The sequence below is a fragment of the Halalkalicoccus sp. CGA53 genome, from assembly GCF_036429475.1.
GTDB classification, from domain to species: Archaea; Halobacteriota; Halobacteria; order Halobacteriales; family Halalkalicoccaceae; genus Natronorarus; species Natronorarus salvus.
Map to the genome: position 1 here is coordinate 1,882,279 of NZ_CP144125.1, position 23,095 is coordinate 1,905,373.

The following is a 23,095-nucleotide window of genomic DNA, read 5'->3' on the forward strand; positions in this document are numbered from 1 at the left end:
GCTACTCCGGCGGGGCGTCCCACTCCTCGCCGTCGTCCTCTGGGTCGTAGCCGATCCGCTCGCGAGCGTGGTCGATGTCGAACCAGCGCCGGTCGTTGTCGCTCACGCCGTAGAAGACGTCGAAGCCTATCCCCTCGGTCTCCAGACACCGCTCGACCATGTGCGCGAGGTCGCGTCGGGAGTGCCACATCCCCTTCAAGCGGGCGACCTGTTCCTCGTACCCCTCGCTTCCCCGGTCCCAGTCGCCCCGGTCGACTCCGCGTTCGGCGTCGCCGTAGGGGTGGTCGTAGGGCTCGTCGCGGACCGCACAGATCCGGATCGCCGCGAAGTCCAGGCCGTGGACCTCCGCCGCGAGCCGACCCAGCCCCTCGCCGAACACCTTCACCAACCCGTAGCGCGAGTCGGGCCGGGGTGGGACCGTGTGATCGACCATCACGCCGTGTCCCGGGTGGTAGATCTCCGGCGCTCTCCGAACCTCGTAGAGCCCGACCGCGTGGTTCGAGGAGGCGTAGATCACTTTTTCGACCCCCGCTTCTCGCGCCCCGTCGATCACGTTGCAGAGCGCCCGCGTGGAGCGTTCGAACCCCGGGTCCCAGCTCACCTCGCGCGAGGTCGACCCGCCGACGTAGTCGGGCATCGCGAGGTGGACCACCGCGTCCTGGCCCTCGAGGTGGGTCGAGAGCTGGTCGTATTCGGAGACGTCGGCGACGGCCGTCTCGTACTCGGGGTGCTCCTCGAGGTCGAGGTAGGTGAACTCGTATCGCTCGTCGAGCCGATCGCGGATCGCGGAGCCGACGGTGCCGTGGGCGCCGGTCAGAAGGACGTTCATGCGGAGGCGTGCGAACCGCGGGGTCGTAAACCTGTGCCCCGAGAAAACGACGCTCGCCCGGCGACGGTCGAACAGGCTCGCCCCGACGTCGAGCCCCGCGAACGGAGCCGTCGCCGAACACGGGACGGGGGCAGCACGGTTTATCTCGTGTGTACGTGATCGAATCGTGCAAGAGGGTGTGGGGCGGGCCGACGCCGGTCCTCTGAGAGACGGATCGATACGGCACCCGAACCCAACGGCAGGCGGGCGTCACCTCGACGGCGTCGGCGCTCGACTGGATCGAACCGCCGACGGCAACCTAGGCATCCGCGCTCGGAGCCGCGACGATCGGGTCCGAACTTCTAGACCGGGGGACGCCGATCGAGTCCGCCGAGATGCTCAGTGCCGGTATCGTCCGCGAGACGGGCGGGGCGCTCGTCACCGTGATGGCGACCTCGAACTCGTCCCGGGGCGCGAGGTCGCGAGCTACCGAGGGTGGGAAGCCGACCTCACTCCCCCAGCACCTGATCCCCGATCGTGTTTCTGAGGATCTCCGAGGTGCCCTCGTAGATCTCGTTCAGTTTCGCGTCCCTGTAGAAGCGCTCGACCGGGAAGTCGGTCGTGTAGCCGTAGCCACCGTGGATCTGGATCGCCTCGTTCGCGACCTCGCGCGAGACCTCGCTCGCGTAGAGCTTCGCCTGGGCGGCCTCCTTCACGAACGACTCGCCACGGATCTTCCTGTCGGCCGCGTCGTGCATGAGCAGCCGTGCGGCGCGGGTCTTCGTGTCCATGTCCGCGAGCTTGTGCTTGATCGCCTGGAACTCGCCGATCGGCCGGCCGAACTGCTCGCGTTCTCCCGCGTAGCTCCGGGCTTCGTCGAGGGCTGCCTGGGCGATACCCACGGAGCGGGCGGCGATCGTGATCCGACCGCCGTTGAGCGTTTTCAGTGCCTGGACGAACCCCTCGCCCTCCTCGCCGAGACGTCTCTCTTCGGGGATCCGCATCTCCGAGAAGGAGAGTTCGGCCGTCGGACAGCCCTTGTCCCCGAGTTTGTGTTCCGTCCCCTCGACGCGAAACCCCTCGTCCTCTCCGGGTCGAACCACGAACGAGGAGATCCCCTTGTTCCCCGCATCGGGGTCGGTCTTCGCGAAGAGGATCACCGTATCGGCGACCGAGCCGTTCGAGATCCAGAGCTTCCCGCCGTTCACGACGTACTCTGCGTGCCCGCCGGCACGTTCCTCTCGCTCCGCCGTCGTCTCCATGGCGGGCACGTCGCTTCCCGCCCCCGGCTCCGAGAGCGCGAAGGCGCCGATCTCGGTACCCCCGGCGAGCGGCGTGAGGTACGTCTCCTTCTGGGCCTCGCTCCCGAACTCGTAGAGCATGTTCCCCGCGAGGCTGATGTGGGCGGCGATTACCGTACCCAGGCCGCCGGAGCCCCGGCTGATCTCCTCCAGTCCGATCACGTAGGAGTGGTAGTCGAGACCGGCGCCGCCGTACTCCTCGGGAAACGGCATTCCCAGGAGGCCGAGCGGGGCCATCTCGTCGATCAGCTTGCGAGGGAACTCGTCGGATGCGTCGATCTCCGACGCGCGGGGGACGACCTCGCTGTCGACGAACTCAGCGACCATCTCCCTGATCTGACGCTGCTCGGCCGAGAGCCCGAAATCCATACCGGGAGATGTGCCCGATCAGTCGTGTACCTTTCCCTTCCCGTCCTCGTCCGCCTCCTCGCTCTCCTCGCCGATCGAGAGCACGCGAGAGACGATCAGGTCGGCGGCCAGCGCCACCAGCATGTACTTCCAGGCGAGCAGTGCGACGGCGCCGAGTGCGAGCGCGCGGAGGCGGTTGCCCGCGGCGAACGCCCGTGCGGCCGCGACGATCACCGTCAACGCACGCAGTCGCTTCGACCCGAGCCCGAGCGCACGCTTCAGTTTGCCCATGGGGGAACGGAGACGACCCGGAGGGCTAAGGCTTACCCCGGCGGGTGCGCGGGCGGGCGGCAACGAACGCGAAGTTCTGTGGGTTTTTTTACTCTCGTGCCGTAGGGCGGGCAACGACTACATGGAAGGACCCCCACGGAACCGAACGGCTCCCCCCGCCACGGACGACCTCCAGTGGTGTCACGAGGCGGTACAGGGAGTCTCACGAACGTTCGCGCTCACCATCGACGTCCTCGACGATCCGATGTCGTCGTACATCTGCGTCGGCTATCTCCTCTGTCGGATCGCGGACACCGTCGAGGACGCGGGCCACATCCCGGCCGACGATCAGGCCGCGCTCCTGCGCACCTACGACGAGGTGCTCGATCCGGCCAGTCGGACCGGCGTCGGGACGTTCCTCGCCGACGTCGAGCCGTGGCTCCCCCCCGAGGACGAGCGCGACGCCGACTGGCAGGTCGTCGCCGAGGCCGAACGTGTGGTCCGGACCTTCGAGCGCCAGCCCCCCGCGGTGCGCTCTGCGATCACCCCGCCGGTGCGCGAACTCGTCACCGGGATGGCGCTGTTCGTCGACCGCTACGCCGAGGAGGGGGGTCTGCGGATCCAGAGCCGGGAGGAGCTAGAGGAGTACTGTTACTACGCCGCCGGCACCGTCGGCCAGCTGATCACGAACCTCGTCTGTCGCGACGGCGTCTCACCGCGCACGCGAGAGCGTCTCTACGGCACCGCCGAGTCGTTCGGCCTGCTGTTGCAGCTCGTGAACATCTCGAAGGACGTCTACGACGACTACCGGGAGGAGAACAACGTCTATCTGCCGGCGGCCTGGCTCGGTGAGCGCGGCGTCGCCCAGGAGCGAGTCGTCGCCGCGGAGAACGTCGACGGCTCCGCGAGCGTCGTCGAGCGGACCGCGAACCACGCGGAGGGCTTTCTCGACGACGCACAGACCTACCTCGAGTCGGTCCCCGAGACCGACGGCAACCGGCTGGCGGCCTGGGCGATCCCGTACCTCCTCGCGGTCGGTACGCTGCGAGAGCTCGCGGAGCGCCCGGAGGACGCCGTCACCGGTGCGGGTGTGAAGATCTCCCGATCCGAGGTCCACGCGATCGTCTCGACGATGCTCTCGGGTGCGAGCCCGGAGGAGCTGTCGGGGCTCAGAGAGACCATCTCGCGCGAGCCGTTCCACCAGGCGCAGCTCTAGTACTCGTAGAACCCGCGGCCGGTCTTCTTCCCCAGGTCACCCGCTTCGACCTTCCGCTTCAGCAGGTAGGCGGGGGTGTACCGATCGCCGAACTCGTCGTGGAGCGTCCGCGTCGCCCCGAGACAGACGTCGAGGCCGATGTGGTCGGCGAGTTCGAGCGGACCCATCGGCACGTTCGTCCCGAGTTTCATCCCCTCGTCGATGTCCACTCTCTCGCCGACGCCCTCGTCGAGCGCGCGGATCCCCTCGTTGATCCACGGCATCAGGATCCGGTTGACCACGAAGCCGGGCTTGTCGTCTGCCTCCCAGGTCGTCTTCCCGAGCGCCTCCGCGAACCGGTGAGCCAGGTCGACGGCCCCCTCCTCCGTCCGCTCGCCGACGACCACCTCGACGCCCTCCATGATCGGCACCGGGTTCATGAAGTGAAGCCCCACCACGCTCCCCGGCCGGTCGGTCGCGTTCGCGATCGAGGTGATCGAGAGCGTGCTCGTGTTCGTCGCGAGCAGCACCTCACCGCCGGCTATCCCGTCCAGATCGGCGAACACCTCTCGCTTGACGTCCATCCGTTCGACGACCGCCTCGACGATCAGGTCACAGGAGGAAAGCGCCGCGAGGTCGGTCGTCCCCACGATCCTGTCGAGTACGTCCCCGGATTCCCCCTCCTCGATCGTTCCCCGCTCGACGAACCGCGAGAGGCTCGACTCGATCGCCTCGACCCCTCGCTCAACGAACTCGGTCTCGATGTCGCGCATCACCACGTCGTAGCCCGCCGTCGCGGCGACCTGTGCGATACCGTTGCCCATCGTTCCCGCACCGACGACGCCCACCGTCTCGACCTCGGAGAGCCGTTTGACCATGCGGGCGCTTTCGTCGGGGTGGCCCTAAACGTACCTCTCTTGTGTTTACTACACCCATAGTGAGCGTATATCGGAATCGGGCTCCTCGGGGCTGCTACCGCCCGTCAGCCGGTGGACGTGATAGGTCGGGTCAGTAGCTTCTTATACGTGGTCGCCGGATTCGACGTATATGCTTCCGCTGACCGACTCGCCGATCGCCCGGGACGGAAAGATACTGATCCTCGCCTACGACCACGGCCTCGAACACGGACCGGTCGACTTCGAGCCGGTGCCAGAGACGATGGACCCCGAACGCGTCTTCGAGACCGCGACCCACGACGCGGTGACCACGGTCGCGGTCCAGAAGGGGATCGCCGAGGCGTACTACCCCTCCTACGAGGACGACGTGAACCTGCTCCTCAAAGTCAACGGCACGTCGAACCTCTGGATGGGCGAGCACGACTCGGCGGTGAACTGCTCGGTCGAGTACGCCGCCGAACTGGGCGCCGACGCGGTCGGCTTCACCCTCTACGGCGGCTCGAACCACGAGGTCGAGATGGCAGAGGAGTTCCGCGAGGTCCAGGAGGCCGCCCGCGAGCACGACATGGCCGTCGTGATGTGGTCGTACCCGCGCGGACAGGGGCTCAAAAACGACACGAAACCCGACGTGATCTCGTACGCGACGCGCCTCGGCCTCGAACTCGGCGCGGACGTCACGAAGGTGAAGTACCCCGGAAGCGCGGAGGCGATGGAACACGCCTGTAAGATGGCGGGGAAGTCGAAGGTCGTGATGTCCGGCGGGTCGAAGACCGACGATCGGGCGTTCCTGGAGACGGTCGCGGAGGCGACCGGCGCCGGCGCCGCCGGCCTGGCGGTCGGCCGGAACGTCTTCCAGCGCGAGGAGCCCGAGGGCATCCTCGACGGGCTCGAACGGGTGATCTTCGGGGGCGAGACCGCGGAGGAGGCGCTCGAGGCGACGGGGACGGAGACGGCAGCGGCGACCGACGACTGATGGGCGAACGAGAGACCGTCGAGGCGGTGTTCGACGCGGTCGCCGCCTGCGCGCCCGAGATCCGCGCCGCGCTCCCGGGGAGACGGGTCGAGAGCGGCGAGACGAACCCGAGCGGCGAGGCCAGGCTGGCCGCCGACGAGTACGCCGACGACCTCATCCAGGACCGGCTGCGCGAGATCGACGGGATCGGCGCCTACGCGAGCGAGGAGGACGAGTCGGTCGTCGACCTCGGCAGTGGACTCTCGGTCGCGGTCGACCCGCTCGACGGCTCCTCGAACCTCAAACCGAACAACACGATGGGAACGATCGTCGGGATCTACGACGCGGCGCTCCCCGCCTCGGGACGCGACCTCGTCGGCGCGGCGTACGTCCTCTACGGGCCGATCACGACGATGGCGGCGGCGGTCGGCGGGGAGGTGAGCGAAGACGTGATCAGAGAGGGCGAGCGAGAGGTGGTGAACGAGGAGCTCACCCTGCCCGAGGAGCCCTCGATCTACGGTTTCGGGGGCCGAGTGCCCGACTGGACGGACGCGTTCACCGAGTACGCCAGGGAGATCGAGTCCGACGAGAGCCTCCGGCTCCGGTACGGCGGGGCGATGATCGGGGACGTGAACCAGGTGCTCACCTACGGTGGGATCTTCGCGTACCCCGCGCTGGAGTCCGCCCCCGAGGGCAAACTCAGGCTCCAGTACGAGGGCAACCCCATCGGATACATCGTCGAGGCCGCCGGCGGGGCGAGCACGAACGGCGAGCGATCGCTGCTCGACGTCGAACCGACGGAGCTCCACCAGCGGGTGCCGGTCCACGTCGGCTCGAGGGAGCTGATCGACCGGCTCGAGGCGATCCTCTCCACCTGAGACCCGGGTTCTATACCGATCCCGGTCGTACGGCTCCCGCATGCCCGCAGCGCAGACGAGCGACACCGAACGGCTCTCGCGAGAGCAGCTGGCCGACAGGCTCGAGGCGCTCGCCGCGGCGTTCAGGGAGGAGGAGCTCCGCGTCGCGGTCGGTAACAAGGCGGTGGGACTGAGCCCGCCGGAGGAGGTGAACTACCGGATCGACGTGGTCGAGCGCTCGAGGCGACTGCGCGGTGACCGCGAGACGATCACGATCGAACTCGACTGGCAGCCATAGCTAATGGAAAACGGTTTAGGATAACCGCGTACAGTCGCGGGTATGAGAGTCCGCATCGGCGAGGACGCGAGCGCCGAGGAGGCGTCGGCGATCGCCGCCGCGCTCGCCCGTCAGTTCGACGACGAGGTCGAGGTCTACCTCGGCGACTCGGCGGAGCCGACCGCCGTCGAGGAGGGCGTCGTCGAGCCCGTCGACGACCTGGATCCCACCGAGCGCGAAGAGCGGCTGCGAGAGGAGATCGGGGATATCGAACGGGGTGGGCCCGAGAAGTACAGGGAGCGGCTCTCCGACCAGGGGAAACTGTTCGTCCGCGACCGACTCGACCTCTGGTTCGGGGAGCTGCTCTTCGAGGACGGGAAGTTCGCCGAACGCGACGCCGAGGACCGGCTGCCAGCCGACGGCCTCCTCACCGGCGCGGCGGAGTTCGAGGGTCGCGAGGTCCACTTCATGGCCAACGACTTCACGGTGAAAGCCGGGAGCATGGCCGCGAAGGGCGTCGAGAAGTTCCTCCGAATGCAGGAACGGGCGCTGAAGACGGGAAAGCCCGTTCTGTATCTGATGGACTCCTCGGGCGGTCGGATCGACCAGCAGACGGGCTTTTTCGCCAACCGGGAGGGGATCGGCAAGTACTACTACAACCACTCGATGCTCTCGGGGGCGGTCCCCCAGATCTGCGTACTCTACGGCCCGTGCATCGCCGGGGCGGCCTACACGCCGGTCTTCGCCGACTTCACGGTGATGGTCGAGGGGATGAGCGCGATGGCGATCGCCAGCCCGCGGATGGTCGAGATGGTCACGGGCGAGGAGATCGACATGCAGGAACTCGGCGGGGCGCGGATGCACGCGAGCGAGTCCGGCAGCGCCGACCTGGTCGCGAGCGACGAGGAGCACGCCCGCGAACTCGTCGCGAAGCTCATCACCTACCTCCCCGACGGGGCCGGCGAGAAGCCGCCGACGGGCGAGTCGAAACCACCGGCGAACTCGCCCCGGGGGATCGACGCTGTCGTGCCCGAGGAGCCGAACCGGAGCTACGACGTGCGCGAGGTGATCGAACGCGTCGTCGACCAGGGCAGCCTCCTCGAACTGCGGCCGGAGTACGGCTCGGAGATCCTCACCGCCTACGCGAGAATCGACGGCCGCGTGGTGGGGATCGTCGCGAACCAGCCCGCGAAACGGGCGGGAGCGATCTTCCCCGACTCCGCGGAGAAGGCCGCGGAGTTCATCTGGAAGTCCGACGCCTACGAGATCCCCCTCCTGTATCTCTGTGACACCCCCGGGTTCATGGCCGGCTCCGCGGTCGAACGCGACGCGATCTTGGAGAAGGGAAAGAAGATGATCTACGCCACCTCGACGGCGACGGTGCCGAAACAGTGCGTGATCGTCAGGAAGGCCTACGGCGCGGGGATCTACGCGATGAGCGGCCCCGCCTACGACCCCGAGAGCACGATCGCGCTGCCCTCCGGCGAGATCGGCATCATGGGCCCGGAGGCGGCGATCAACGCGGTCTACGCGAACAAGCTCGCGGCGATCGACGACGAGGACGAACGGGCGAAACGGGAGGCAGAGCTCCGCGAGGAGTACAGAGAGGACATCGACGTTCGGCGGATGGCGAGCGAGGTGGTGATCGACGAGGTGATCCCGCCGAGCGAGCTCCGCGACGAGCTGGCGAACCGCTTCGCCTTCTACGAGAGCGTCGAGAAGCGGCGACCGGAGCGCAAGCACGGCACGATAATCTAGTATTTCCGATCCGTTAAGGGCCGGCCACAGGTCGCGTATGGACCCGTTAGCAATAGTCCCCGGGGTGGTAGCGAGCGCCGTCCCGGATCGGGACGTCCCATGGCGACCGAAACCGCGACGGAGCGAGGGGGCCGGAGCAGGGTCGAGGCCACCTACCGAACGCTCGCCCGCCACGAGCGGGCGCTCTGGGCGGTGGTCGTCCTCGCCGCTATCGCCGACATCCTCCTCACGTACCACGGGCTCCAGATCGGGCTGACCGAGGCGAACCCGGTCGCCCGCGGCGCGATCGAGGGCTACGGCTACTGGACGATGGTCGCGCTGAAGGGTGGGGCGCTCACGATCGGTGTCGCCTGCTGGGCGGTTCTTCCGGACCGCTTCTCGCCCGTGATCCCGCTCGGCCTCGCGATCCCGTGGGTCGTCGCGTCGGCGATCAACCTCACGTTGATCCTCCTGGTGAGCTAGCGCCACGTTCTTTAACCCCTCTCACGCAGGTCGGATATGATCGCCGTCGGCCAGAAGGCACCCGACCTCTCGCTCCCGGGCGTCGAGGGACGCGAGGCCCACGTCTACGACCTCCACCGCGAGATCGACGCCGGCCGCGCCGTCCTGCTGTACTTCTATCCGGCGGACTTCGCCCCCGTGGCGACGGAGGAGCTCCGTGCGCTCGACGACGCGGGCTGGAGCGGGGCCGATCTCACCGTGTGGGGGGTTTCGGGGGACTCGATCTTCGCCCACGCGGCCTTCGCCGAGGAGTACGCCCTCACGTTCCCCCTGCTCTCGGACTTCCACGCGGGCGGTGCGGACGCTTACGGGCTCGCCTACGACGACTGGGAGGTCCACGGACCGGCGCCGAAACGCGGGCTCGTGCTCGTCGACGCGGACTGGGAGGTACGCTACGTCTGGTCCGTAGAGGACGCCTTCGAGCCCGACGAGACACCGTTCGCGCGGGTCGCGGGGGAACTGGAGGCGCTGCTCGGTCGGGAGTTCGACCCGGCCAGGCCGAGGTACGATCCCGAGCGGTGATCACTCCGGGCGCTTCAGCGAGAGGACCGTTCGGGTGAACTCGCAGACGAGGTCGTCGTCCTGGTCGAACGCCTCGACGTGCATCGTGACGATACCGCGCTCGCCGTCGCTCGTCTCGCGTTTCTCCGTCACCGTCGACCGTGCACGGATCGTATCGCCGTGGAAGACGGGTGCGGGGTGTGAGACGTCGTCGTAGGAGAGGTTCGCGACGATCGTTCCGTCGGTCGTCTCCGGGATCGAGACGCCGACGGCGAGGCTCATCGTGTAGAGCCCGTTCACCAGCCGTTCGCCGAAGTCGGTCTCGGCGGCGAACTCGCTATCCAGGTGTAACGGCTGCTGGTTCATCGTCATGTCGCAGAAACGCTGGTTGTCCGCCTCGCTGATCGTCCGTCGCGTCTCGTGCTCGATCGTCTCGCCGACGGTGAACTCCTCGTAGTAGAGCCCGGGCATGGCGAGGGCTCGTCGGCCGGTCGAAAAGCCGTGTCGGTTCAGGGTCGGTCGGTAACGATCGCGTCGGCTTCGACCTCGACGAGCATCCCGGGGTCGATGAGTCGACGCACCTCGACCATGCTCGTCGCGGGGCGGATCTCGCCGAAGACTGCCGCGTGCGCCTCGCCGATCAGCTCCCAGTCCTCGATGTCGACCACGAACAGCCGGGTCCGGACGACGTCCGAGAGGCTCGCCCCCGCCTCGGAGAGCGCGCGTTCGACGTTCGCGAGCGCTCGCTCGGTCTGTTCGTGGGGATCGTCGATCCCGACGAGGTCGCCGCTTTCGTCGGTCGCGGTCGTCCCGGAGACCGCCACGTGCGGCCCGACCCGGACCGCCCGCGAGTAGCCGACGCTCGACTCCCACTTCGTCCCGCTCGACACCGTCGTTCGTTCCATGGAGGTGGTACGCGATCCCCCCGGGTGACCGTATCGCTGCCGCTCCGGGGTGAGCGGGTTTCAAGCGGTACGGTCCCGTTCCCCAACCATGCTCAGACGAAGCGTCATGTTCACGCCTGGGGATCGACCGGAGATGATGCGGAAGGCGCCCGGTGCCGGCGCGGACACGGTCGTCTTCGACCTCGAGGACGCGGTCGCTCCCGCTCGAAAGGAGGAGGCGAGGGAAGCCGTTCGGGGGGCCCTCTCCGACCCCGAGTTCGCCCCCGACTGCGAGATCTGTGTGCGGGTCGCAGAGCCCGAGGACGACCTCCCCGTGGTGCTCGAGGGGACGGTCCCGGACAGCCTGATGCTCCCGAAGGCGACGGGTGCGGAGGACGTCGAGGAACTCGCGTCGCTGGCGAGCGAACACGGCGAGTCGCTTCCCGTGATCGCGCTGATCGAGAGCGCCGCCGGCGTGCTCGTCGCCCCGGAGGTCGCCGCGGCGGAGGCGACCGACGCGCTCTGTTTCGGTGCGGAGGACCTCGCGGCGGACGTCGGGGCCACCCGTACCGAAGACGGAACAGAGGTGCTCTACGCGCGCGAGCGGGTCGTGATCGCCGCGAGTGCGGCCGGGATCGACGCGATCGACACGGTCTACACCGACATCGAGGATCGAGGGGGTCTCGCCGCGGAGACGCGGTTCGCCGCCGGGCTGGGCTACGACGGGAAGATGGCGATCCACCCGGCACAGGTCGAACCGATCCACGAGGCGTTCGCGCCGACCGGGGAGGAGCTCGCGTGGGCCGAGCGGGTGCTGGACGCACGCGAGGAGGCCGACCGGGAGGGTCGGGGCGTCTTCCGGGTCGACGGCGAGATGATCGACGCGCCGTTGATCGCGCGCGCCGAGCGGATCGCGAGACGGTCGGACCCGGAGCGATGATATAAGGACGTCTGTACTACCTAGAGAGGGTGGTATGGTACGTATTTCGACACGGTTAAACCGGTTTCGGCTGTCGTCGTAGGTAATGTCCGAGCAGGCCAACCCGTTCGAGAGTCTTCAGGAGCAGATCGACGATGCCCTCGGCTACCTCGACGTCCCCGGCGACGCCGCGGAGCGGCTCAAGTACCCCGAACGGGTCCTCGAGACGAACCTCACGGTCCGGATGGACGACGGTTCGCTCGAACGGTTTCCGGCCTACCGCTCGCAGTTCAACGGCGACCGCGGACCCTACAAGGGCGGGATCCGGTACCACCCAGGGGTCACCCGCGACGAGGTGAAGGCGCTCTCGGGCTGGATGGTCTACAAGTGCGCGGTCGTCGACATCCCCTACGGTGGTGGGAAGGGCGGCATCGAGATCGACCCGCGGGAGTACTCTGAGACCGAACTCGAACGGATCAGCCGGGCGTACGCGGTCGAACTCCGGCCGTTCATCGGTGAGGACGTCGACATCCCCGCGCCGGACGTCAACACCGGCCAGCGGGAGATGAACTGGATCAAGAACACCTACGAGACGCTCGAGAACACGACGGCGCCGGGAGTCATCACCGGCAAGGCGCTTGAGAGCGGCGGCAGCGAGGGCCGCGTCGAGGCGACGGGCCGGTCGACGATGCTCACCGCCCGCGAGGCCTTCTCCTACCTCGACCGCGAGATCGAGGACGCCAGCGTCGCGGTGCAGGGCTACGGCAACGCCGGCTGGATCGCGGCGAAGCTCTTCGAGGACCTCGGCGCGCGGGTCGTCGCCGTCAGCGACTCCTCCGGGGCGATCTACGACGAGGACGGACTGGACACCCGCGAGGTCCGCGAGTTCAAGGACGAGACCGGCTCGGTGAGCGGCTTCGACGGCGCGACCGCGGAGTTCGGTGGGAGAGAGCTGCTGACGCTCGACTGCGACCTTCTGGTCCCCGCCGCGCTCGAGAACGCCATCGACGAGGAGCTCGCCCACGACGTTCGGGCGGAGATGATCGTCGAGGCGGCCAACGGCCCGCTCACCCCCGGCGCGGATCGCGTGCTCGAAGACCGCGACGTGTACGTCTTCCCGGACATCCTCGCGAACGCCGGCGGGGTCACCGTGAGCTACTTCGAGTGGGTGCAGAACCGCCAGCGCTTCTACTGGACCGAAGAGCGTGTGAACGACGAACTCGAACGGATGATCGTCGAGGCGTTCGATGCGCTCGTCGAGGCGTACGAGGAGAAGGAGCTCCCGAGCTTCCGGATGGCCGCCTACGTCGTCGCCATCGAGCGCGTGGTGCGTGCGTTCGACGAGGGCGGCGTCTTCCCCTGAAAGCCCGAACGCGCGCTAAAAAGGCTTACTCACGGGTCGTTTCTCCCCGTTCGCTTATCGAGGTTGCTTCACGACCTCGCGCCGTTCGTCCTTTCGATGTCCACCAGGCCCGCAAGCGAGCCGTCGTGACCGCGACGGCTCGTCGAGTGAGCCAGCCCTCCCCCGTTCGGCTCGCGTGGCGCAAAGCGCGCCACGCGAGCCGAGGCCACACGGTCGGATGGTCCTACTTTCGGGTTTCAGCCGTCCGAACCCGATCGGATCCGCCCGGTCCTGTCAGCCGAACCGGCGGCACGTTCCACATCTGTAGCCTTCAAGAGCCCCCGCCGACAGGGGGTGGTATGGAGTTCACGTACCCCTGGGGATTCAACTCGCGGCGGTCGGCGACGATGGCCACGAACGGGATGGTCGCGACGAGCCACCCGCTCGCGGCGAGAACCGGCGTTTCGGTGCTAGAAGAGGGCGGAACGGCCGCCGACGCGGCGGTCGCCACGGCGGCGGTGTTGAACGTCGTCGAGCCACACATGACCGGCATCGGCGGCGACATGTTCGCGCTCACCCAGTTCGACGAGGAGTACCGCGCGCTCAACGGCAGCGGCCGCGCGCCCGCGGAGGCGGACATCGAGACGTATCGCGATCGAACGAACAGCGTCGGCGACGACGGCGAGCCGGCGATGCCCGAGGACGGCGGGATGCCCGTGACGGTCCCCGGCGCGCTCGACGGCTGGCGGACGCTCCTCGACGCCTACGGCAACTTCGAACTCGCGGAGCTGCTCGCCCCGGCGATCGGGTACGCACGCGAGGGCTTTCCCGTCACGGAGTACATCTCCCAGCAGTGGGCGAACAGCGCCGAGCGGATCGAGCAGTTCGACGAGAGCAGGGAGACGTTCCTCCCGAACGGGGAGGCACCGTCCCCCGGTCAGCGCTTTTCGAACGCGGCGTTCGCCGAGAGCCTGGAGACGATCGCGGATGAGGGGATCGACGCGCTCTACGGCGGCGAGATCGGCGAGGCTATCGTCGAGACCGCCAGAGAACACGGCGGCGCACTCTCGCTCGCGGACCTCGAGTCCCACGAGAGCGAGTGGACCGAGCCGATCAGCACGGAGTACAGGGGCGTTGAGGTGCTCGAGCACCCGCCGAACGGCCAGGGGATCGTCGCGCTCGAGGCGCTCAACATCGCGGAGGAGTTCGACCTCGCGCCCGACGTCGGCGACGAGGAGCGACTCCACACCCTGATCGAGGCGACCAAGATCGGTTTCGCCGACGGCCACGCCCACGTCACCGACCCCGAGTTCGCGGACGTACCGACGGAGACGATGCTCTCGAAGTCCTACGCCGCAGACCGCGCTGGCGAGATCGACTACGGCGCTGGCGAGTACGGCGCCCGCGCCGGCGAGCACGCGAACACGGTCTACCTCACGGTCGTCGACGGGGACGGAAACGCGGTCTCGTTCATCAACAGCGTCTACATGGGCTTCGGCAGCGCGCTCACTGCGAGCGGCTTCGCGCTGCAGAACCGCGGGCACTCGTTCAGCCTCGACCCCGATCACGCGAACGCGCTCGAGGCCGGGAAGCGACCGTTCCACACGATCATCCCCGCGATGCTCAGGGAAGACGGCGAGTTCCGCGCCTCCTGGGGCGTGATGGGCGGTTCGATGCAGCCACCGGGTCACCTCCAGGTCGTCGCGAACCTCGTCGACTCGGGGCTCAACCCCCAGACCGCGCTCGACGCCCCCCGGTTCCGGTTCCTAGAGGGCAAGCGCGTCGCGCTGGAGACGAACCGGCTCTCGAAGGAGACCGTCTCCGGACTGATGGAGCGCGGACACGACCTCGTCGAGGAGGACACGTTCCTCGGCGAGGGCGGACACTTCGGCGGCGGCCAGTTCATCTATCGCGACCCGGACGGGACGCTGATCGGCGGGTCGGACCCGAGGCGCGACGGCCAGGCGATCGGGTTCTAGACGAACAGCGGCCCCTCGCTCGTCACCGTCCAGAGACCGAACGCCAGTATCAGGAGGCCGACGACGCGGAAGACGGTCGGCGGGACTCCCTCGACGTCGCCGCCGTCGCCGAACAGCGAGAGGCGCGCGTTGAACCGGGCGACCTGCTGGGGGGCGAGAAGGTAGGCGAGGCCGACGAGTACCAGCACGACTCCGAGCGCCAATCGGAGGTCGATGTGCTCGGCTCCGTGTCGCGGGAGGAACAGCGCACCTGCGGAGACCTCCCGAGCACCACCGATCAGAGCCGGATCGACGACGCTCCCGCCGAGAGCGCGTCGTCCCAGCCGGAGCAGTCCCTGACCTCGTCGACCGGACGCGGCGGGGTGGGATCCGCCGGCGGCGACCGGATCAGTCGCTGCCACCAGCCCACGTCGTGCCACTCGCCGTCCTTGTAGCCGACGTTTCGATAGATCCCCACGGGTTCGAACCCCATCGACTCGTGGAGCCCGACGCTCGCCGTGTTGGGAAGGGCGATCCCGGCGAAGGCACCGACGTAGGCCTGCAGTTCGAGGATCGCGAAGAGCGACTCGTAGAGCCCGCGAGCGACACCGTTCCGGTAGTAGCGGTCGTCGACGTAGACCGAGGACTCGACCGACCACTGGTAGGCCTCGCGGCCCCGAAACGGCGTGGCGTAGGCGTAGCCGACGACCTCACCCTCGTGCTCGCAGACGAGCCACGGGTCGCGCTCGAGGACCCCCTCGATCCGCCCTCGCACCTCCGACTCGCTCGGGACCTCGAGCTCGAACGAGATCGGGGTTTCACGAACGTAGACGCCGTAAATTCGGCGTATTGGAGTGCAGTCGTCGGAATTTGCCATCCGAACGTCCGTCATCGTCCGTCACTCGTTGACGATCGTAAAATACGTTCCGGGAGTCGGTCGGCTCCGTCGTGCCGTCGGCTCGATCCGGGCGATCCCGAAGGCCGGTCAGAGCCCGAGTTCGCGCCCGATCACGAGGTGCTGGATCTCGCTGGTGCCTTCGCCGATCTCCATCAGCTTCGCGTCGCGGTAAAAGCGCTGTGGGGCGAAGTCGGTCGTGTAGCCGTAGCCCCCCAACACTTGTACGGCGTCCTCGGCGACCTCCCGGGCGGCCTCCGAGGCGTCGAGCTTCGCCAGCGCGCTCAGTCGGGTGACGTCCTCGCCCGCGTCGTAGGTCGTCGCGGCCTTCTGTGTGAGCAGCCGTGCGCGCTCGGTCTTCCGGTCCATCCCGACGATCATGTCCCGGACCGCGTCGAACTTCGAGATCGGTTTGCCGAACTGCTCTCGCTCCGTCGCGTACTCCTTGGCCGCCTCGTAGGCCCCCTGCGCGAGGCCGGTCGAGAGCGCCGCGATCGAGATCCGCCCCCCGTCGAGCGTCTTCATCGTCTGTGGCCAGCCGTCGCCGACCTCGCCGAGCAGCCGGTCATCGGGAAGTCTGACGTCGTCGAGCGCGATCTCGCAGGTGGGAGAGGCGTTGAGCCCCATCTTCTCCCAGACCGTCGTCACCTCGAAGCCGTCGTCCTCCCTGGGATCGACGATGAAGGTGGAGATGCCGTCGTAGCCCGCGTCGGTGTCGGTGACTGCCTTCACGAGCACCGATCCGGCCTCGCTCGCGTTCGTGATGAACTGCTTGGTACCGTCGAGCACCCACTCGTCGCCGTCTTTCACGGCGGTGGTCGACATCCCGGAGGCGTCCGAACCGGAGCCGGGTTCGGTGAGCGCCCACGCGCCGATCTCCTCGCCGGTCGCGAGCGGGCGAAGCCAGCGCTCTTTCTGCTCCTCGGTGCCGAACAGCTCGATCGGCTTCGAGGCGAGGCTGACGTGGGCGGCGTAGGAGAGCCCGATCGAGCCCGAAACCCGACCCAGCTCCTCGGTGACGACCGCGTACATGAGCTGGTCGCCGCCGAGACCGCCGTAACCCTCGGCGATCGGCACGCCCATCACGTCGAGTGCCGCGAGTTCGTCGAACTCCTCGGCGGGATAGCGGTGCTCGTCCTCTAGCTCCTGGGCGATCGGCGCGATCTCCTCCTCGCAGAACTCGCGGACCGTCCCCTGGATCATCCGGTGTTCGGCGGGCAGGTCGAACTCCATACCGCACGGTTTGTCGATAGCCGAATGAAGGTTTCCACTTCGCGCCGCGGTCATGAGACCTATAACCGCGCGGGACCTCTCCGTAGCCGAATGGAGCTACGCCGACTGGTTCGAGGGCAGGTCGAGTGGTCGCGACTCGAACGGGTCGGCCGGGAGATCGCCCGCCGCTACGACCGCGAGGGGGTCAGAGTGGAGTTCCTCGAGGCAGAGAACTGGCTCTCGACGCCGTGTGTCGTCGACCGGGAGTGGTTCGTGAAGGTGATCAGCCCGCAGAACGCGCTCGTCCACGCGCTGTTCACGGGCGCCCGAAACGCCGGCGTCTTCTCCCGCGGCGAGGAGGGCTTCTTCGAGCGCTACGACGGCCCCGTCGAGATGGCCAGCCACGAACTGGAGGCGACCGAGCGGCTCCGATCGATCGGCGTCAACGTCCCGCAGCCGATCGAGTCGTTCGCCGTCGGCGATCTTGGAGTGCTCGTCCTCGAGTACCTCCCCGACTTTCGTACCTTCGACGAACTCGGAGCCGGGGAGGTCGGACGCCTCGCCCCGGAGCTGTTCGACCTGCTCTCGACGATGCACGAGAACGGCCTCGCCCACGGCGACCTCCGGGACGAGAACGTGCTCGTCTGTGACGGCGAACTCTACGTCATCGACGTGACGAACGTGCGCTCGGACGGGATGCGGGCGGCCCGCGCCTACGACGTCGCCTGCGCGCTGTCGGTGCTCTCGCCCGTCCTCGGGTCGAAGCGGGCGGTGACGCTCGCGCTGGAGCGCTACACGGTCGAGGACGTCCTCGCCGCCCGCGAGTTCGTCGACCTCGTGAACCTCAGACCCGACCACGACTTCGACGCCGCGCGCGTGAAAGGCGAGATCGAGAAACGCGCGAGTTGATTCCCCCCGGTGACGCCGTGTCGGGCCGACGAACGTACCTTTTTCACCTCGGCTCGCGAAGTTCGAAGGGAGTATGAGCCAACAGCAACAGCAGGTCGCGAAACACTACATCGCGGGCGAATGGACCGACGGCGACGGCGAAGAGACGTTCGAGAGTCACAACCCGGCGACCGGGGAAACTCTACGCGAGTTCCGACGCGCCACCGAGAGCGACGTCGACCGCGCGCTCGCCGCCGCCGACGACGCGAAAGAGGAGTGGCGGGCCCTCTCGCACATCGACCGCGCGGAGTACCTCTGGGAGATCTACCACGAACTCAGGGAGCGCACCGACGAACTCGCCGAGATCGTCACCAAGGAGTGCGGCAAGGAGATCTCCGAGGGCCGTGCGGACGTCGTCGAGGCCTACCACATGGTCGAGTGGGCCGCCGGCGACGCCCGCCACCCGAAAGGCGACGTCGTCCCCTCGGAGATCGGCGCGAAGGACGCCTACATGCGGCGGAAACCCCGTGGCGTGATCGGCTGCATCACGCCGTGGAACTTCCCAGTAGCCATCCCGTTCTGGCACATGGCGGTCTCGCTCGTCGAGGGCAACACCGTCGTGTGGAAGCCCGCCGAACAGACGCCGTGGTGCGGCCAGATCATCGCGGAGATGTTCGAGGACGCGGGCATACCTGACGGGGTGTTCAACATGGTCCAGGGCTTCGGCGACGCCGGTGCGGCGATCGTCGACGACGAGCGGGTCGACACCGTCCTGTTCACCGGGAGCGCCGAGGTCGGCCACGAGATCAGCGGGAAGGTCGGCGCAGAAGCCGGAAAACTCGCCGCCTGCGAGATGGGCGGGAAGAACGGCATCGTCGTCACCGACCACGCCGACATGGAGATCGCGCTCCACTCGGCGGTGATGTCGAGTTTCAAAACCACCGGCCAGCGCTGTGTCTCCTCCGAGCGCCTGATTGTCCACTCTGACCTGTATGACGAGTTCAAAGAGCGCTTCGTCGAGATGGCCGAGAACGTCTCGGTCGGCGATCCGCTCGACGAGGGCACCTTCATGGGCCCGGCGATCGAGCCCGCCCACGTCGAGAAGATCGGAAAGCACAACGAACTCGCGGAGAAGGAGGGCGCGACGGTGCTCGTCGACCGGTTCGAGCTAGACGAGGAGGAGATACCCGACGGTCACGAGGAGGGCAACTGGGTCGGGCCGTTCGTATACGAGGTCGAGTACGACAGCGACCTCCGGTGTCTGAAAGAGGAGTGTTTCGGCCCGCACGTCGCGCTCGTCGAGTACGACGGCGACATCGAGGAGGCCGTCGAGATCCACAACGACACGCCCTACGGGCTCGCGGGGGCGATCGTCTCGGAGGACTACCGGCAGATCAACTACTACCGCGACAACGCCGAGGTTGGCCTCTCCTACGGTAACCTTCCCTGTATCGGCGCGGAGGTCCAGCTCCCGTTCGGCGGCGTGAAAAAGAGCGGTAACGGCTACCCGAGCGCCCGCGAGGTGATCGAGGCGGTCACCGAGCGCACCGCGTGGACGCTCAACAACTCGAAGGAGATCCAGATGGCTCAGGGGCTCTCCGCCGAGATCAAGACGAGCCAGGACTGATCGGGCGGGCCCGGCGGCTCGGTCGGACTCTACGTCCGACCGTGGAGGCGAACGCGGCGTGTGAGGGCCCTCCCCTCATCGCGTGAGTGACCGAGGACGAAGAACTCTCTCGGGGTTCACGGGGTCGGTCCGAAAGCGGTGGAGCGGTGTGGGAGGACCGTCCTGAGGTCCTCCGCGTGGGCGCGGCGACGGGTTTTGTTTACCGGCATTGACGAGAAAAGCGCCAACTCCGGCAGCCTATCGTCCGCACCGCTCCTATTTAAATGATGTGTCCTGGATCGCCCGAGAGACTCCCCCGCACACCTCGATCAGCCGTCCGCGTGCAGGTCGTCTCGGAGCGCCCGCTCCAGGTTCTCGAGTTCGCCGTCGAGGTTCCGCTTGAAGAATCGCTCGACCCCGGGGAGCTTCCCGTCGACGACGAACTCGTTGATCAGGACACACCCCTCGTCGCGCTCCTCGATCCGGTGTTTGCCGACGACGTTCATCACCTTCGACGTGCCGGTAAACTCGACGTACGTCGGCGGTTCGCGCGTCACGTCGCGGGTGTCGACGCGGACGGTACGACGCACCATCGGGATCGGAAGCGAGACGTGCCAGGTCGCCTCCCGGCCGTCCTCGCTCCGGAGTTCGAACTCGTCGACGACGCTGATCGCCCCGGCGCGTTTCTCGGGATCGGAGATGAACGCCCAGACCTCCTCCGGCTCGGCCGCGAGCGCGAACTGCCGTTCGACCCGAACAGTCATGCCCGTGCCTTCGGCTACAGGGAGAAAAGCACGCCGAAGCTACGGGCAGGTCACGCGCCAGGTCGTCGACCGGGCGCGCGACCACTTCTCGATCTCGACCTCCTCCGACTCCTCTGCGAGCCGCGGCAGGCGGGCGCCGACCTGCTTCGACGAGAGCCCGAGCGCCTCGGCGATGTTCTTCGCTCGGAAGTACTCCTTTCCGGCGGAGGCGCTGTCGCGGAGATAGCGCAGGATCCGTTCGTCGTCCGTCGCGAGGTCGCTCATCGGTAGAAGGTAGGGGCCGTTCGGCCTTAACGATTTCCCGGTAGCCGCACGAGGTCCGATCCTGCACCGTCGTGACCGACGGCGGTCGGTCGGGCCGCCGTCATAGAGACGGACGTAGTCTCGTACCGATGGTCGCCGATCCGTGCTGGCGATCACCGGAAACCAGTTACGACCGTCCTCATCAGTCGTACACCTGCACCGCGACGACGAGCGCGAGCCCCGCGATCATCGCGAGCGCGAACCCGCCCGCGCCGACGAGGTCGCCGGGGCCGAACGGGGCGACGAACAGCAACGCGGAGCCGACGACGCCGAGGACGCCGAAGAGCATCGCGTAGCCGATCGCCCGGTCCGAGGTGACCTCCGTGTGGGTTGCCATGCCCGGCCTTCCCGGCCGGCGGGCTTAGTTCATGCGGATGCACCCGGCGAGAAGGCTTATCCTCGAACGCGGGCTGGATCGGCCGATGAGCGTTCTCTCCGTCCTCGGGAGGAAGTCGCTCGCTATCGCGATCGTGACGGCGCTGTTCGTGGGGACGATCGGCGCGGCGGCACTGGGTCTCGTCGGGAGCCCGTCGGTCGTCGGCGTCGAGAACACGTTCGGCCCCGTCACGGCAGAGGAGACGACCGTCGAGAGCGACCTAATCGTCGAGAACCCGAACCCGATCGGCCTCGGGTCCGGCGATCTCACCCTCGAGTACGGGATCCGGATGAACGAGATCTCGATGGCGAGCGGGAGCAGGGAGGGACTGGGGCTGGAGCGGGGAACGACGATCACCGAGTTCGAGACGTCCCTCGAGAACGAGCGGATCCCCGAGTGGTGGGTCTCGCACGTCGAGGCGGGCGAACGGACGACGCTCTCGATACACGCCGACGTCTACTCCTCGCGCCTCGACCGCTCGGCGGGGACGCCGACGGTCGAGCGGGAGATCGAGACGGATCTCATCGGGTCGTTCGACTCGACCGAGCCGCGGCCGGTCGAGGCAGACAGCCCGCTCCTCTCCGACCCGGTCGCCTACGTCAACGAGACGAGCGCGGAGTGGGGCGAGGTGCGGGACGGTGCGACCCCGATTGAGATGGGGTTTCTCGTCTACAATCCGCAGGCCTACCCGATCGTCGTCTCCGAACTTGGCTACGAGATCACGATGAACGAGGTGACCGTTGGCGAGGGAGCCGTCGAGGAGACACACGTTATCGGGAGCGAGGAGACCGAGGAGGTCGACCTGCTGACCGAGATGAAGACCGAGAGCCTCGACGAGTGGTGGGTCAGCCACCTCGACGGGGAGCGAAACGGCCACCAGGTCTCCGAGCTCCGGATCGAGTTTTACGCCGTGATCGACCTCTCGGCGCTCGGCGGCGGCGAGGTCACCGTCCCGCTCGACACGCTGACCTACGAGGAGACGGTCGAGACCGATATCTTCGACGAGGGTCTCTCCCACGGGTCGGACGACGGAGGCGGAGACGACGGGAGGGAGGTGACGTCCGAGGACGGAGACGACGATCGGGCGGACGACGAGAGGGGTGACGACTCCGCGAGCGAGGAACGAACGGGTGACGACGGGCAGACGGGTGAGGGAAGTGACGAGGGAGCGACCGGCGAGGACGAGATCGACGACGGTGTCCTCCCGCTCTGATCCCGGGGAGAGCGAGAACGGATCAGACGATCGTGACGTGCTCGGACTCCTCGTTGAGCGAGAGGTTCGCCGCGATCTCGGCGTTTCGCATCGCGTACTGGGCGGTCTGCTGGAGGCTGACCAGTACCTCCCGGACGCGGAGAAGGTCCTCGTTGTCCATCTCGGGGAGGTCCGCGAGGATCTCGTCCTCGCGGTCGCTGATCTCGTGGAAGAGCCCGCGCACCTCGATCGTCATGTCGTAGTCGCGGGCGACCGCCGACTCGACCGCGAGACGTGTGATCTCGTCGACCTGGTCGGTGAACTCGCGGATCCGACGCATCGTCGCCGAGTCGACGTTGAGCGTGTGGCCCTCGGTCTCGAGGACGATCTCCGCGATGTCCTCGGCGTTGTCCGCGGTGAGCTCGAGGTTCTTCGCGATCGAACGGTAGCCGATCAGCGGGAAGCCCGAATCGAGGCCGACCGCGCGTGCGAGGTTCGGGTTCTGGTAGGCGGTGAAGATCAGGCGCAGGAGCAAGACGAAGATCTTGTTCGCCTGGCGTTCGCGGTTGAGCGCGCGCTGGGCGACCTCGGGGTTGCCGTGGGCGAGCGCCTTGACCGCCTCCTCGCGCATCGTACTGCCCGTGTTCTCGAGGCGTTCGAGGAGGTTGTCGAGCGTGAAGTCCTCCGGGTCGACCGAACACCGGATCGAGATCCGCTCGGGGGTCTCCTCGATCACGCCGAGGCCCATCAGCTGTGTCTCCGCCCGGTAGATCGCGTTGATGTGCTCTGAGGGCAGCGCCCCGTCGTGGCACTCGACGTAGATCACGCGACGCCCGAGGACGTATTGGGCGATGATCGCGCGTTCGAGCGAGTCGGCGTCGAGGTCGTCGGCGTGGATGATCGCCTCGACGTCCTCGGTCTGGGCCGACTCGGGCATCACGGTCAGGGTCCCCTTCCCACCCCGGCGGAGCGTCACCTCGTCACCCTTCTCGACGCCGTGTTCTTTCGCCCAGTCCGCCGGCAGCGTCATCGCGAGCGTCGACGGCCCGAGACGCTGCACCTTTCTCGTATCCATACGCGAGCGGTAGCCTT

26 protein-coding genes are annotated in these 23,095 nt (G+C 67.6%); 13 read left to right on the forward strand and 13 right to left on the reverse strand.

The features are described 5' to 3' along the window. Window position 1: 1 nt before the first annotated feature. From V2L32_RS11230 to V2L32_RS11240, 3 genes are all read right to left on the reverse strand, one after another. Window positions 2-829, reverse strand: coding sequence for an NAD-dependent epimerase/dehydratase family protein (locus V2L32_RS11230; protein ID WP_331232444.1), 828 nt, complete (start codon window positions 827-829; stop codon window positions 2-4). Window positions 830-1,317: 488 nt separating this feature from the next. Further along, window positions 1,318-2,478: an acyl-CoA dehydrogenase family protein gene (locus V2L32_RS11235; RefSeq protein ID WP_331232445.1), complete on the reverse strand. Its 1,161-nt coding sequence runs from the start codon at window positions 2,476-2,478 to the stop codon at window positions 1,318-1,320. An 18-nt stretch (window positions 2,479-2,496) separates the two neighbouring features. Continuing rightward, complete coding sequence (locus V2L32_RS11240) at window positions 2,497-2,748, reverse strand: hypothetical protein (protein ID WP_331232447.1); 252 nt, start codon at window positions 2,746-2,748, stop codon at window positions 2,497-2,499. A 121-nt stretch (window positions 2,749-2,869) separates the two neighbouring features. Here V2L32_RS11240 and V2L32_RS11245 point away from each other — a divergent pair, with 121 nt between their 5' ends. After that, window positions 2,870-3,943 (forward strand): phytoene/squalene synthase family protein, encoded by a 1,074-nt coding sequence (locus tag V2L32_RS11245; protein ID WP_331232448.1) that lies wholly within the window; start codon window positions 2,870-2,872, stop codon window positions 3,941-3,943. Here the strand turns inward: V2L32_RS11245 and V2L32_RS11250 are convergent. Continuing rightward, window positions 3,940-4,800 (reverse strand): 3-hydroxyacyl-CoA dehydrogenase family protein, encoded by an 861-nt coding sequence (locus V2L32_RS11250; protein WP_331232449.1) that lies wholly within the window; start codon window positions 4,798-4,800, stop codon window positions 3,940-3,942. The two genes, V2L32_RS11245 and V2L32_RS11250, sit on opposite strands and share 4 nt — an antisense overlap. 169 nt (window positions 4,801-4,969) lie before the next feature. Between V2L32_RS11250 and V2L32_RS11255 the strand changes: the two genes are divergently transcribed. The 6 genes from V2L32_RS11255 to V2L32_RS11280 all read left to right on the forward strand — a co-directional run bounded on the left by V2L32_RS11255 (window position 4,970) and on the right by V2L32_RS11280 (window position 9,685). Continuing rightward, window positions 4,970-5,791 (forward strand): class I fructose-bisphosphate aldolase, encoded by an 822-nt coding sequence (locus V2L32_RS11255; protein ID WP_331232450.1) that lies wholly within the window; start codon window positions 4,970-4,972, stop codon window positions 5,789-5,791. After that, complete coding sequence (locus V2L32_RS11260) at window positions 5,791-6,648, forward strand: class 1 fructose-bisphosphatase (RefSeq protein ID WP_331232452.1); 858 nt, start codon at window positions 5,791-5,793, stop codon at window positions 6,646-6,648. The genes V2L32_RS11255 and V2L32_RS11260 overlap by 1 nt, the downstream gene beginning before the upstream one ends. A 40-nt stretch (window positions 6,649-6,688) precedes the next feature. Beyond that, window positions 6,689-6,925 (forward strand): amphi-Trp domain-containing protein, encoded by a 237-nt coding sequence (locus tag V2L32_RS11265; RefSeq protein ID WP_331232454.1) that lies wholly within the window; start codon window positions 6,689-6,691, stop codon window positions 6,923-6,925. A gap of 42 nt (window positions 6,926-6,967) precedes the next feature. Beyond that, window positions 6,968-8,662: an acyl-CoA carboxylase subunit beta gene (locus V2L32_RS11270; RefSeq protein ID WP_331232455.1), complete on the forward strand. Its 1,695-nt coding sequence runs from the start codon at window positions 6,968-6,970 to the stop codon at window positions 8,660-8,662. Between the two features lie 99 nt (window positions 8,663-8,761). Next, window positions 8,762-9,124 (forward strand): DUF5658 family protein, encoded by a 363-nt coding sequence (locus V2L32_RS11275; protein WP_331232456.1) that lies wholly within the window; start codon window positions 8,762-8,764, stop codon window positions 9,122-9,124. Window positions 9,125-9,160: 36 nt separating this feature from the next. Next, window positions 9,161-9,685, forward strand: a complete 525-nt coding sequence (locus tag V2L32_RS11280) for a redoxin domain-containing protein (protein ID WP_331232457.1) — start codon at window positions 9,161-9,163, stop codon at window positions 9,683-9,685. Here V2L32_RS11280 and V2L32_RS11285 read toward each other — a convergent pair whose 3' ends face one another. Both V2L32_RS11285 and V2L32_RS11290 read right to left on the reverse strand, forming a co-directional pair. Continuing rightward, a complete protein-coding gene (locus tag V2L32_RS11285; RefSeq protein ID WP_331232459.1) occupies window positions 9,686-10,135 on the reverse strand; it encodes a MaoC family dehydratase in 450 nt (149 codons plus the stop codon). A gap of 38 nt (window positions 10,136-10,173) precedes the next feature. After that, complete coding sequence (locus V2L32_RS11290) at window positions 10,174-10,569, reverse strand: RidA family protein (protein ID WP_331232461.1); 396 nt, start codon at window positions 10,567-10,569, stop codon at window positions 10,174-10,176. 88 nt (window positions 10,570-10,657) lie between these two features. Between V2L32_RS11290 and V2L32_RS11295 the strand changes: the two genes are divergently transcribed. The 3 genes from V2L32_RS11295 (at window position 10,658) to ggt (ending at window position 14,788) form a co-directional block, all read left to right on the forward strand. Then, a complete protein-coding gene (locus V2L32_RS11295; protein ID WP_331232463.1) occupies window positions 10,658-11,488 on the forward strand; it encodes an HpcH/HpaI aldolase/citrate lyase family protein in 831 nt (276 codons plus the stop codon). A gap of 85 nt (window positions 11,489-11,573) precedes the next feature. Continuing rightward, window positions 11,574-12,830 carry a Glu/Leu/Phe/Val family dehydrogenase gene (locus tag V2L32_RS11300; protein WP_331232464.1) on the forward strand — a complete coding sequence of 419 codons (1,257 nt, stop codon included), beginning with the start codon at window positions 11,574-11,576 and terminating at the stop codon, window positions 12,828-12,830. Window positions 12,831-13,168: 338 nt separating this feature from the next. Next, window positions 13,169-14,788, forward strand: a complete 1,620-nt coding sequence (gene ggt / locus V2L32_RS11305) for a gamma-glutamyltransferase (protein ID WP_331232465.1) — start codon at window positions 13,169-13,171, stop codon at window positions 14,786-14,788. Here the strand turns inward: ggt and V2L32_RS11310 are convergent. From V2L32_RS11310 to V2L32_RS11320, 3 genes are all read right to left on the reverse strand, one after another. Further along, window positions 14,785-14,991 (reverse strand): hypothetical protein, encoded by a 207-nt coding sequence (locus V2L32_RS11310; RefSeq protein WP_331232466.1) that lies wholly within the window; start codon window positions 14,989-14,991, stop codon window positions 14,785-14,787. The genes ggt and V2L32_RS11310 overlap by 4 nt on opposite strands. 74 nt (window positions 14,992-15,065) lie before the next feature. Continuing rightward, complete coding sequence (locus tag V2L32_RS11315; protein ID WP_331232467.1) at window positions 15,066-15,644, reverse strand: arsinothricin resistance N-acetyltransferase ArsN1 family B; 579 nt, start codon at window positions 15,642-15,644, stop codon at window positions 15,066-15,068. A 108-nt stretch (window positions 15,645-15,752) separates the two neighbouring features. Further along, on the reverse strand, window positions 15,753-16,895 hold the full coding sequence (locus V2L32_RS11320; RefSeq protein ID WP_331232469.1) for an acyl-CoA dehydrogenase family protein: 1,143 nt from the start codon (window positions 16,893-16,895) through the stop codon (window positions 15,753-15,755). Between the two features lie 90 nt (window positions 16,896-16,985). On the opposite strand from V2L32_RS11320, the gene V2L32_RS11325 reads away from it, so the two are divergent. Together V2L32_RS11325 and V2L32_RS11330 are read left to right on the forward strand one after the other, a co-directional pair. Further along, the gene (locus V2L32_RS11325; protein WP_331232471.1) at window positions 16,986-17,783 is read left to right on the forward strand and encodes an RIO1 family regulatory kinase/ATPase domain-containing protein; all 798 of its coding nucleotides are present in this window, start codon (window positions 16,986-16,988) and stop codon (window positions 17,781-17,783) included. A gap of 73 nt (window positions 17,784-17,856) precedes the next feature. After that, window positions 17,857-19,389, forward strand: coding sequence for an aldehyde dehydrogenase family protein (locus V2L32_RS11330; protein ID WP_331232473.1), 1,533 nt, complete (start codon window positions 17,857-17,859; stop codon window positions 19,387-19,389). A 308-nt stretch (window positions 19,390-19,697) separates the two neighbouring features. Here the strand turns inward: V2L32_RS11330 and V2L32_RS11335 are convergent, their stop codons facing one another. The 3 genes from V2L32_RS11335 to V2L32_RS11345 all read right to left on the reverse strand — a co-directional run bounded on the left by V2L32_RS11335 (window position 19,698) and on the right by V2L32_RS11345 (window position 20,772). Then, the gene (locus tag V2L32_RS11335; RefSeq protein WP_331232475.1) at window positions 19,698-20,132 is read right to left on the reverse strand and encodes an SRPBCC family protein; all 435 of its coding nucleotides are present in this window, start codon (window positions 20,130-20,132) and stop codon (window positions 19,698-19,700) included. A 39-nt stretch (window positions 20,133-20,171) separates the two neighbouring features. Then, complete coding sequence (locus tag V2L32_RS11340; protein ID WP_331232477.1) at window positions 20,172-20,396, reverse strand: DUF7123 family protein; 225 nt, start codon at window positions 20,394-20,396, stop codon at window positions 20,172-20,174. A gap of 181 nt (window positions 20,397-20,577) precedes the next feature. Then, window positions 20,578-20,772, reverse strand: a complete 195-nt coding sequence (locus V2L32_RS11345) for a DUF7525 family protein (RefSeq protein ID WP_331232479.1) — start codon at window positions 20,770-20,772, stop codon at window positions 20,578-20,580. Window positions 20,773-20,857: 85 nt separating this feature from the next. On the opposite strand from V2L32_RS11345, the gene V2L32_RS11350 reads away from it, so the two are divergent. After that, complete coding sequence (locus tag V2L32_RS11350; RefSeq protein WP_331232480.1) at window positions 20,858-22,024, forward strand: LEA type 2 family protein; 1,167 nt, start codon at window positions 20,858-20,860, stop codon at window positions 22,022-22,024. A gap of 22 nt (window positions 22,025-22,046) precedes the next feature. Here V2L32_RS11350 and V2L32_RS11355 read toward each other — a convergent pair whose 3' ends face one another. Further along, on the reverse strand, window positions 22,047-23,078 hold the full coding sequence (locus V2L32_RS11355; RefSeq protein WP_331232481.1) for a phosphate uptake regulator PhoU: 1,032 nt from the start codon (window positions 23,076-23,078) through the stop codon (window positions 22,047-22,049). Between the last annotated feature and the right edge of the window lie 17 nt (window positions 23,079-23,095).

Coding starts and splice junctions, on each gene's coding strand:
- V2L32_RS11230 (WP_331232444.1), bottom strand. CDS start 829: ATGAACGTCCTTCTGACCGGCGCCCACGGCACCGTCGGCTCCGCGATC.
- V2L32_RS11235 (WP_331232445.1), bottom strand. CDS start 2,478: ATGGATTTCGGGCTCTCGGCCGAGCAGCGTCAGATCAGGGAGATGGTC.
- V2L32_RS11240 (WP_331232447.1), bottom strand. CDS start 2,748: ATGGGCAAACTGAAGCGTGCGCTCGGGCTCGGGTCGAAGCGACTGCGT.
- V2L32_RS11245 (WP_331232448.1), top strand. CDS start 2,870: ATGGAAGGACCCCCACGGAACCGAACGGCTCCCCCCGCCACGGACGAC.
- V2L32_RS11250 (WP_331232449.1), bottom strand. CDS start 4,800: ATGGTCAAACGGCTCTCCGAGGTCGAGACGGTGGGCGTCGTCGGTGCG.
- V2L32_RS11255 (WP_331232450.1), top strand. CDS start 4,970: ATGCTTCCGCTGACCGACTCGCCGATCGCCCGGGACGGAAAGATACTG.
- V2L32_RS11260 (WP_331232452.1), top strand. CDS start 5,791: ATGGGCGAACGAGAGACCGTCGAGGCGGTGTTCGACGCGGTCGCCGCC.
- V2L32_RS11265 (WP_331232454.1), top strand. CDS start 6,689: ATGCCCGCAGCGCAGACGAGCGACACCGAACGGCTCTCGCGAGAGCAG.
- V2L32_RS11270 (WP_331232455.1), top strand. CDS start 6,968: ATGAGAGTCCGCATCGGCGAGGACGCGAGCGCCGAGGAGGCGTCGGCG.
- V2L32_RS11275 (WP_331232456.1), top strand. CDS start 8,762: ATGGCGACCGAAACCGCGACGGAGCGAGGGGGCCGGAGCAGGGTCGAG.
- V2L32_RS11280 (WP_331232457.1), top strand. CDS start 9,161: ATGATCGCCGTCGGCCAGAAGGCACCCGACCTCTCGCTCCCGGGCGTC.
- V2L32_RS11285 (WP_331232459.1), bottom strand. CDS start 10,135: ATGCCCGGGCTCTACTACGAGGAGTTCACCGTCGGCGAGACGATCGAG.
- V2L32_RS11290 (WP_331232461.1), bottom strand. CDS start 10,569: ATGGAACGAACGACGGTGTCGAGCGGGACGAAGTGGGAGTCGAGCGTC.
- V2L32_RS11295 (WP_331232463.1), top strand. CDS start 10,658: ATGCTCAGACGAAGCGTCATGTTCACGCCTGGGGATCGACCGGAGATG.
- V2L32_RS11300 (WP_331232464.1), top strand. CDS start 11,574: ATGTCCGAGCAGGCCAACCCGTTCGAGAGTCTTCAGGAGCAGATCGAC.
- ggt (WP_331232465.1), top strand. CDS start 13,169: ATGGAGTTCACGTACCCCTGGGGATTCAACTCGCGGCGGTCGGCGACG.
- V2L32_RS11315 (WP_331232467.1), bottom strand. CDS start 15,644: ATGGCAAATTCCGACGACTGCACTCCAATACGCCGAATTTACGGCGTC.
- V2L32_RS11320 (WP_331232469.1), bottom strand. CDS start 16,895: ATGGAGTTCGACCTGCCCGCCGAACACCGGATGATCCAGGGGACGGTC.
- V2L32_RS11325 (WP_331232471.1), top strand. CDS start 16,986: ATGGAGCTACGCCGACTGGTTCGAGGGCAGGTCGAGTGGTCGCGACTC.
- V2L32_RS11330 (WP_331232473.1), top strand. CDS start 17,857: ATGAGCCAACAGCAACAGCAGGTCGCGAAACACTACATCGCGGGCGAA.
- V2L32_RS11335 (WP_331232475.1), bottom strand. CDS start 20,132: ATGACTGTTCGGGTCGAACGGCAGTTCGCGCTCGCGGCCGAGCCGGAG.
- V2L32_RS11340 (WP_331232477.1), bottom strand. CDS start 20,396: ATGAGCGACCTCGCGACGGACGACGAACGGATCCTGCGCTATCTCCGC.
- V2L32_RS11345 (WP_331232479.1), bottom strand. CDS start 20,772: ATGGCAACCCACACGGAGGTCACCTCGGACCGGGCGATCGGCTACGCG.
- V2L32_RS11350 (WP_331232480.1), top strand. CDS start 20,858: ATGAGCGTTCTCTCCGTCCTCGGGAGGAAGTCGCTCGCTATCGCGATC.
- V2L32_RS11355 (WP_331232481.1), bottom strand. CDS start 23,078: ATGGATACGAGAAAGGTGCAGCGTCTCGGGCCGTCGACGCTCGCGATG.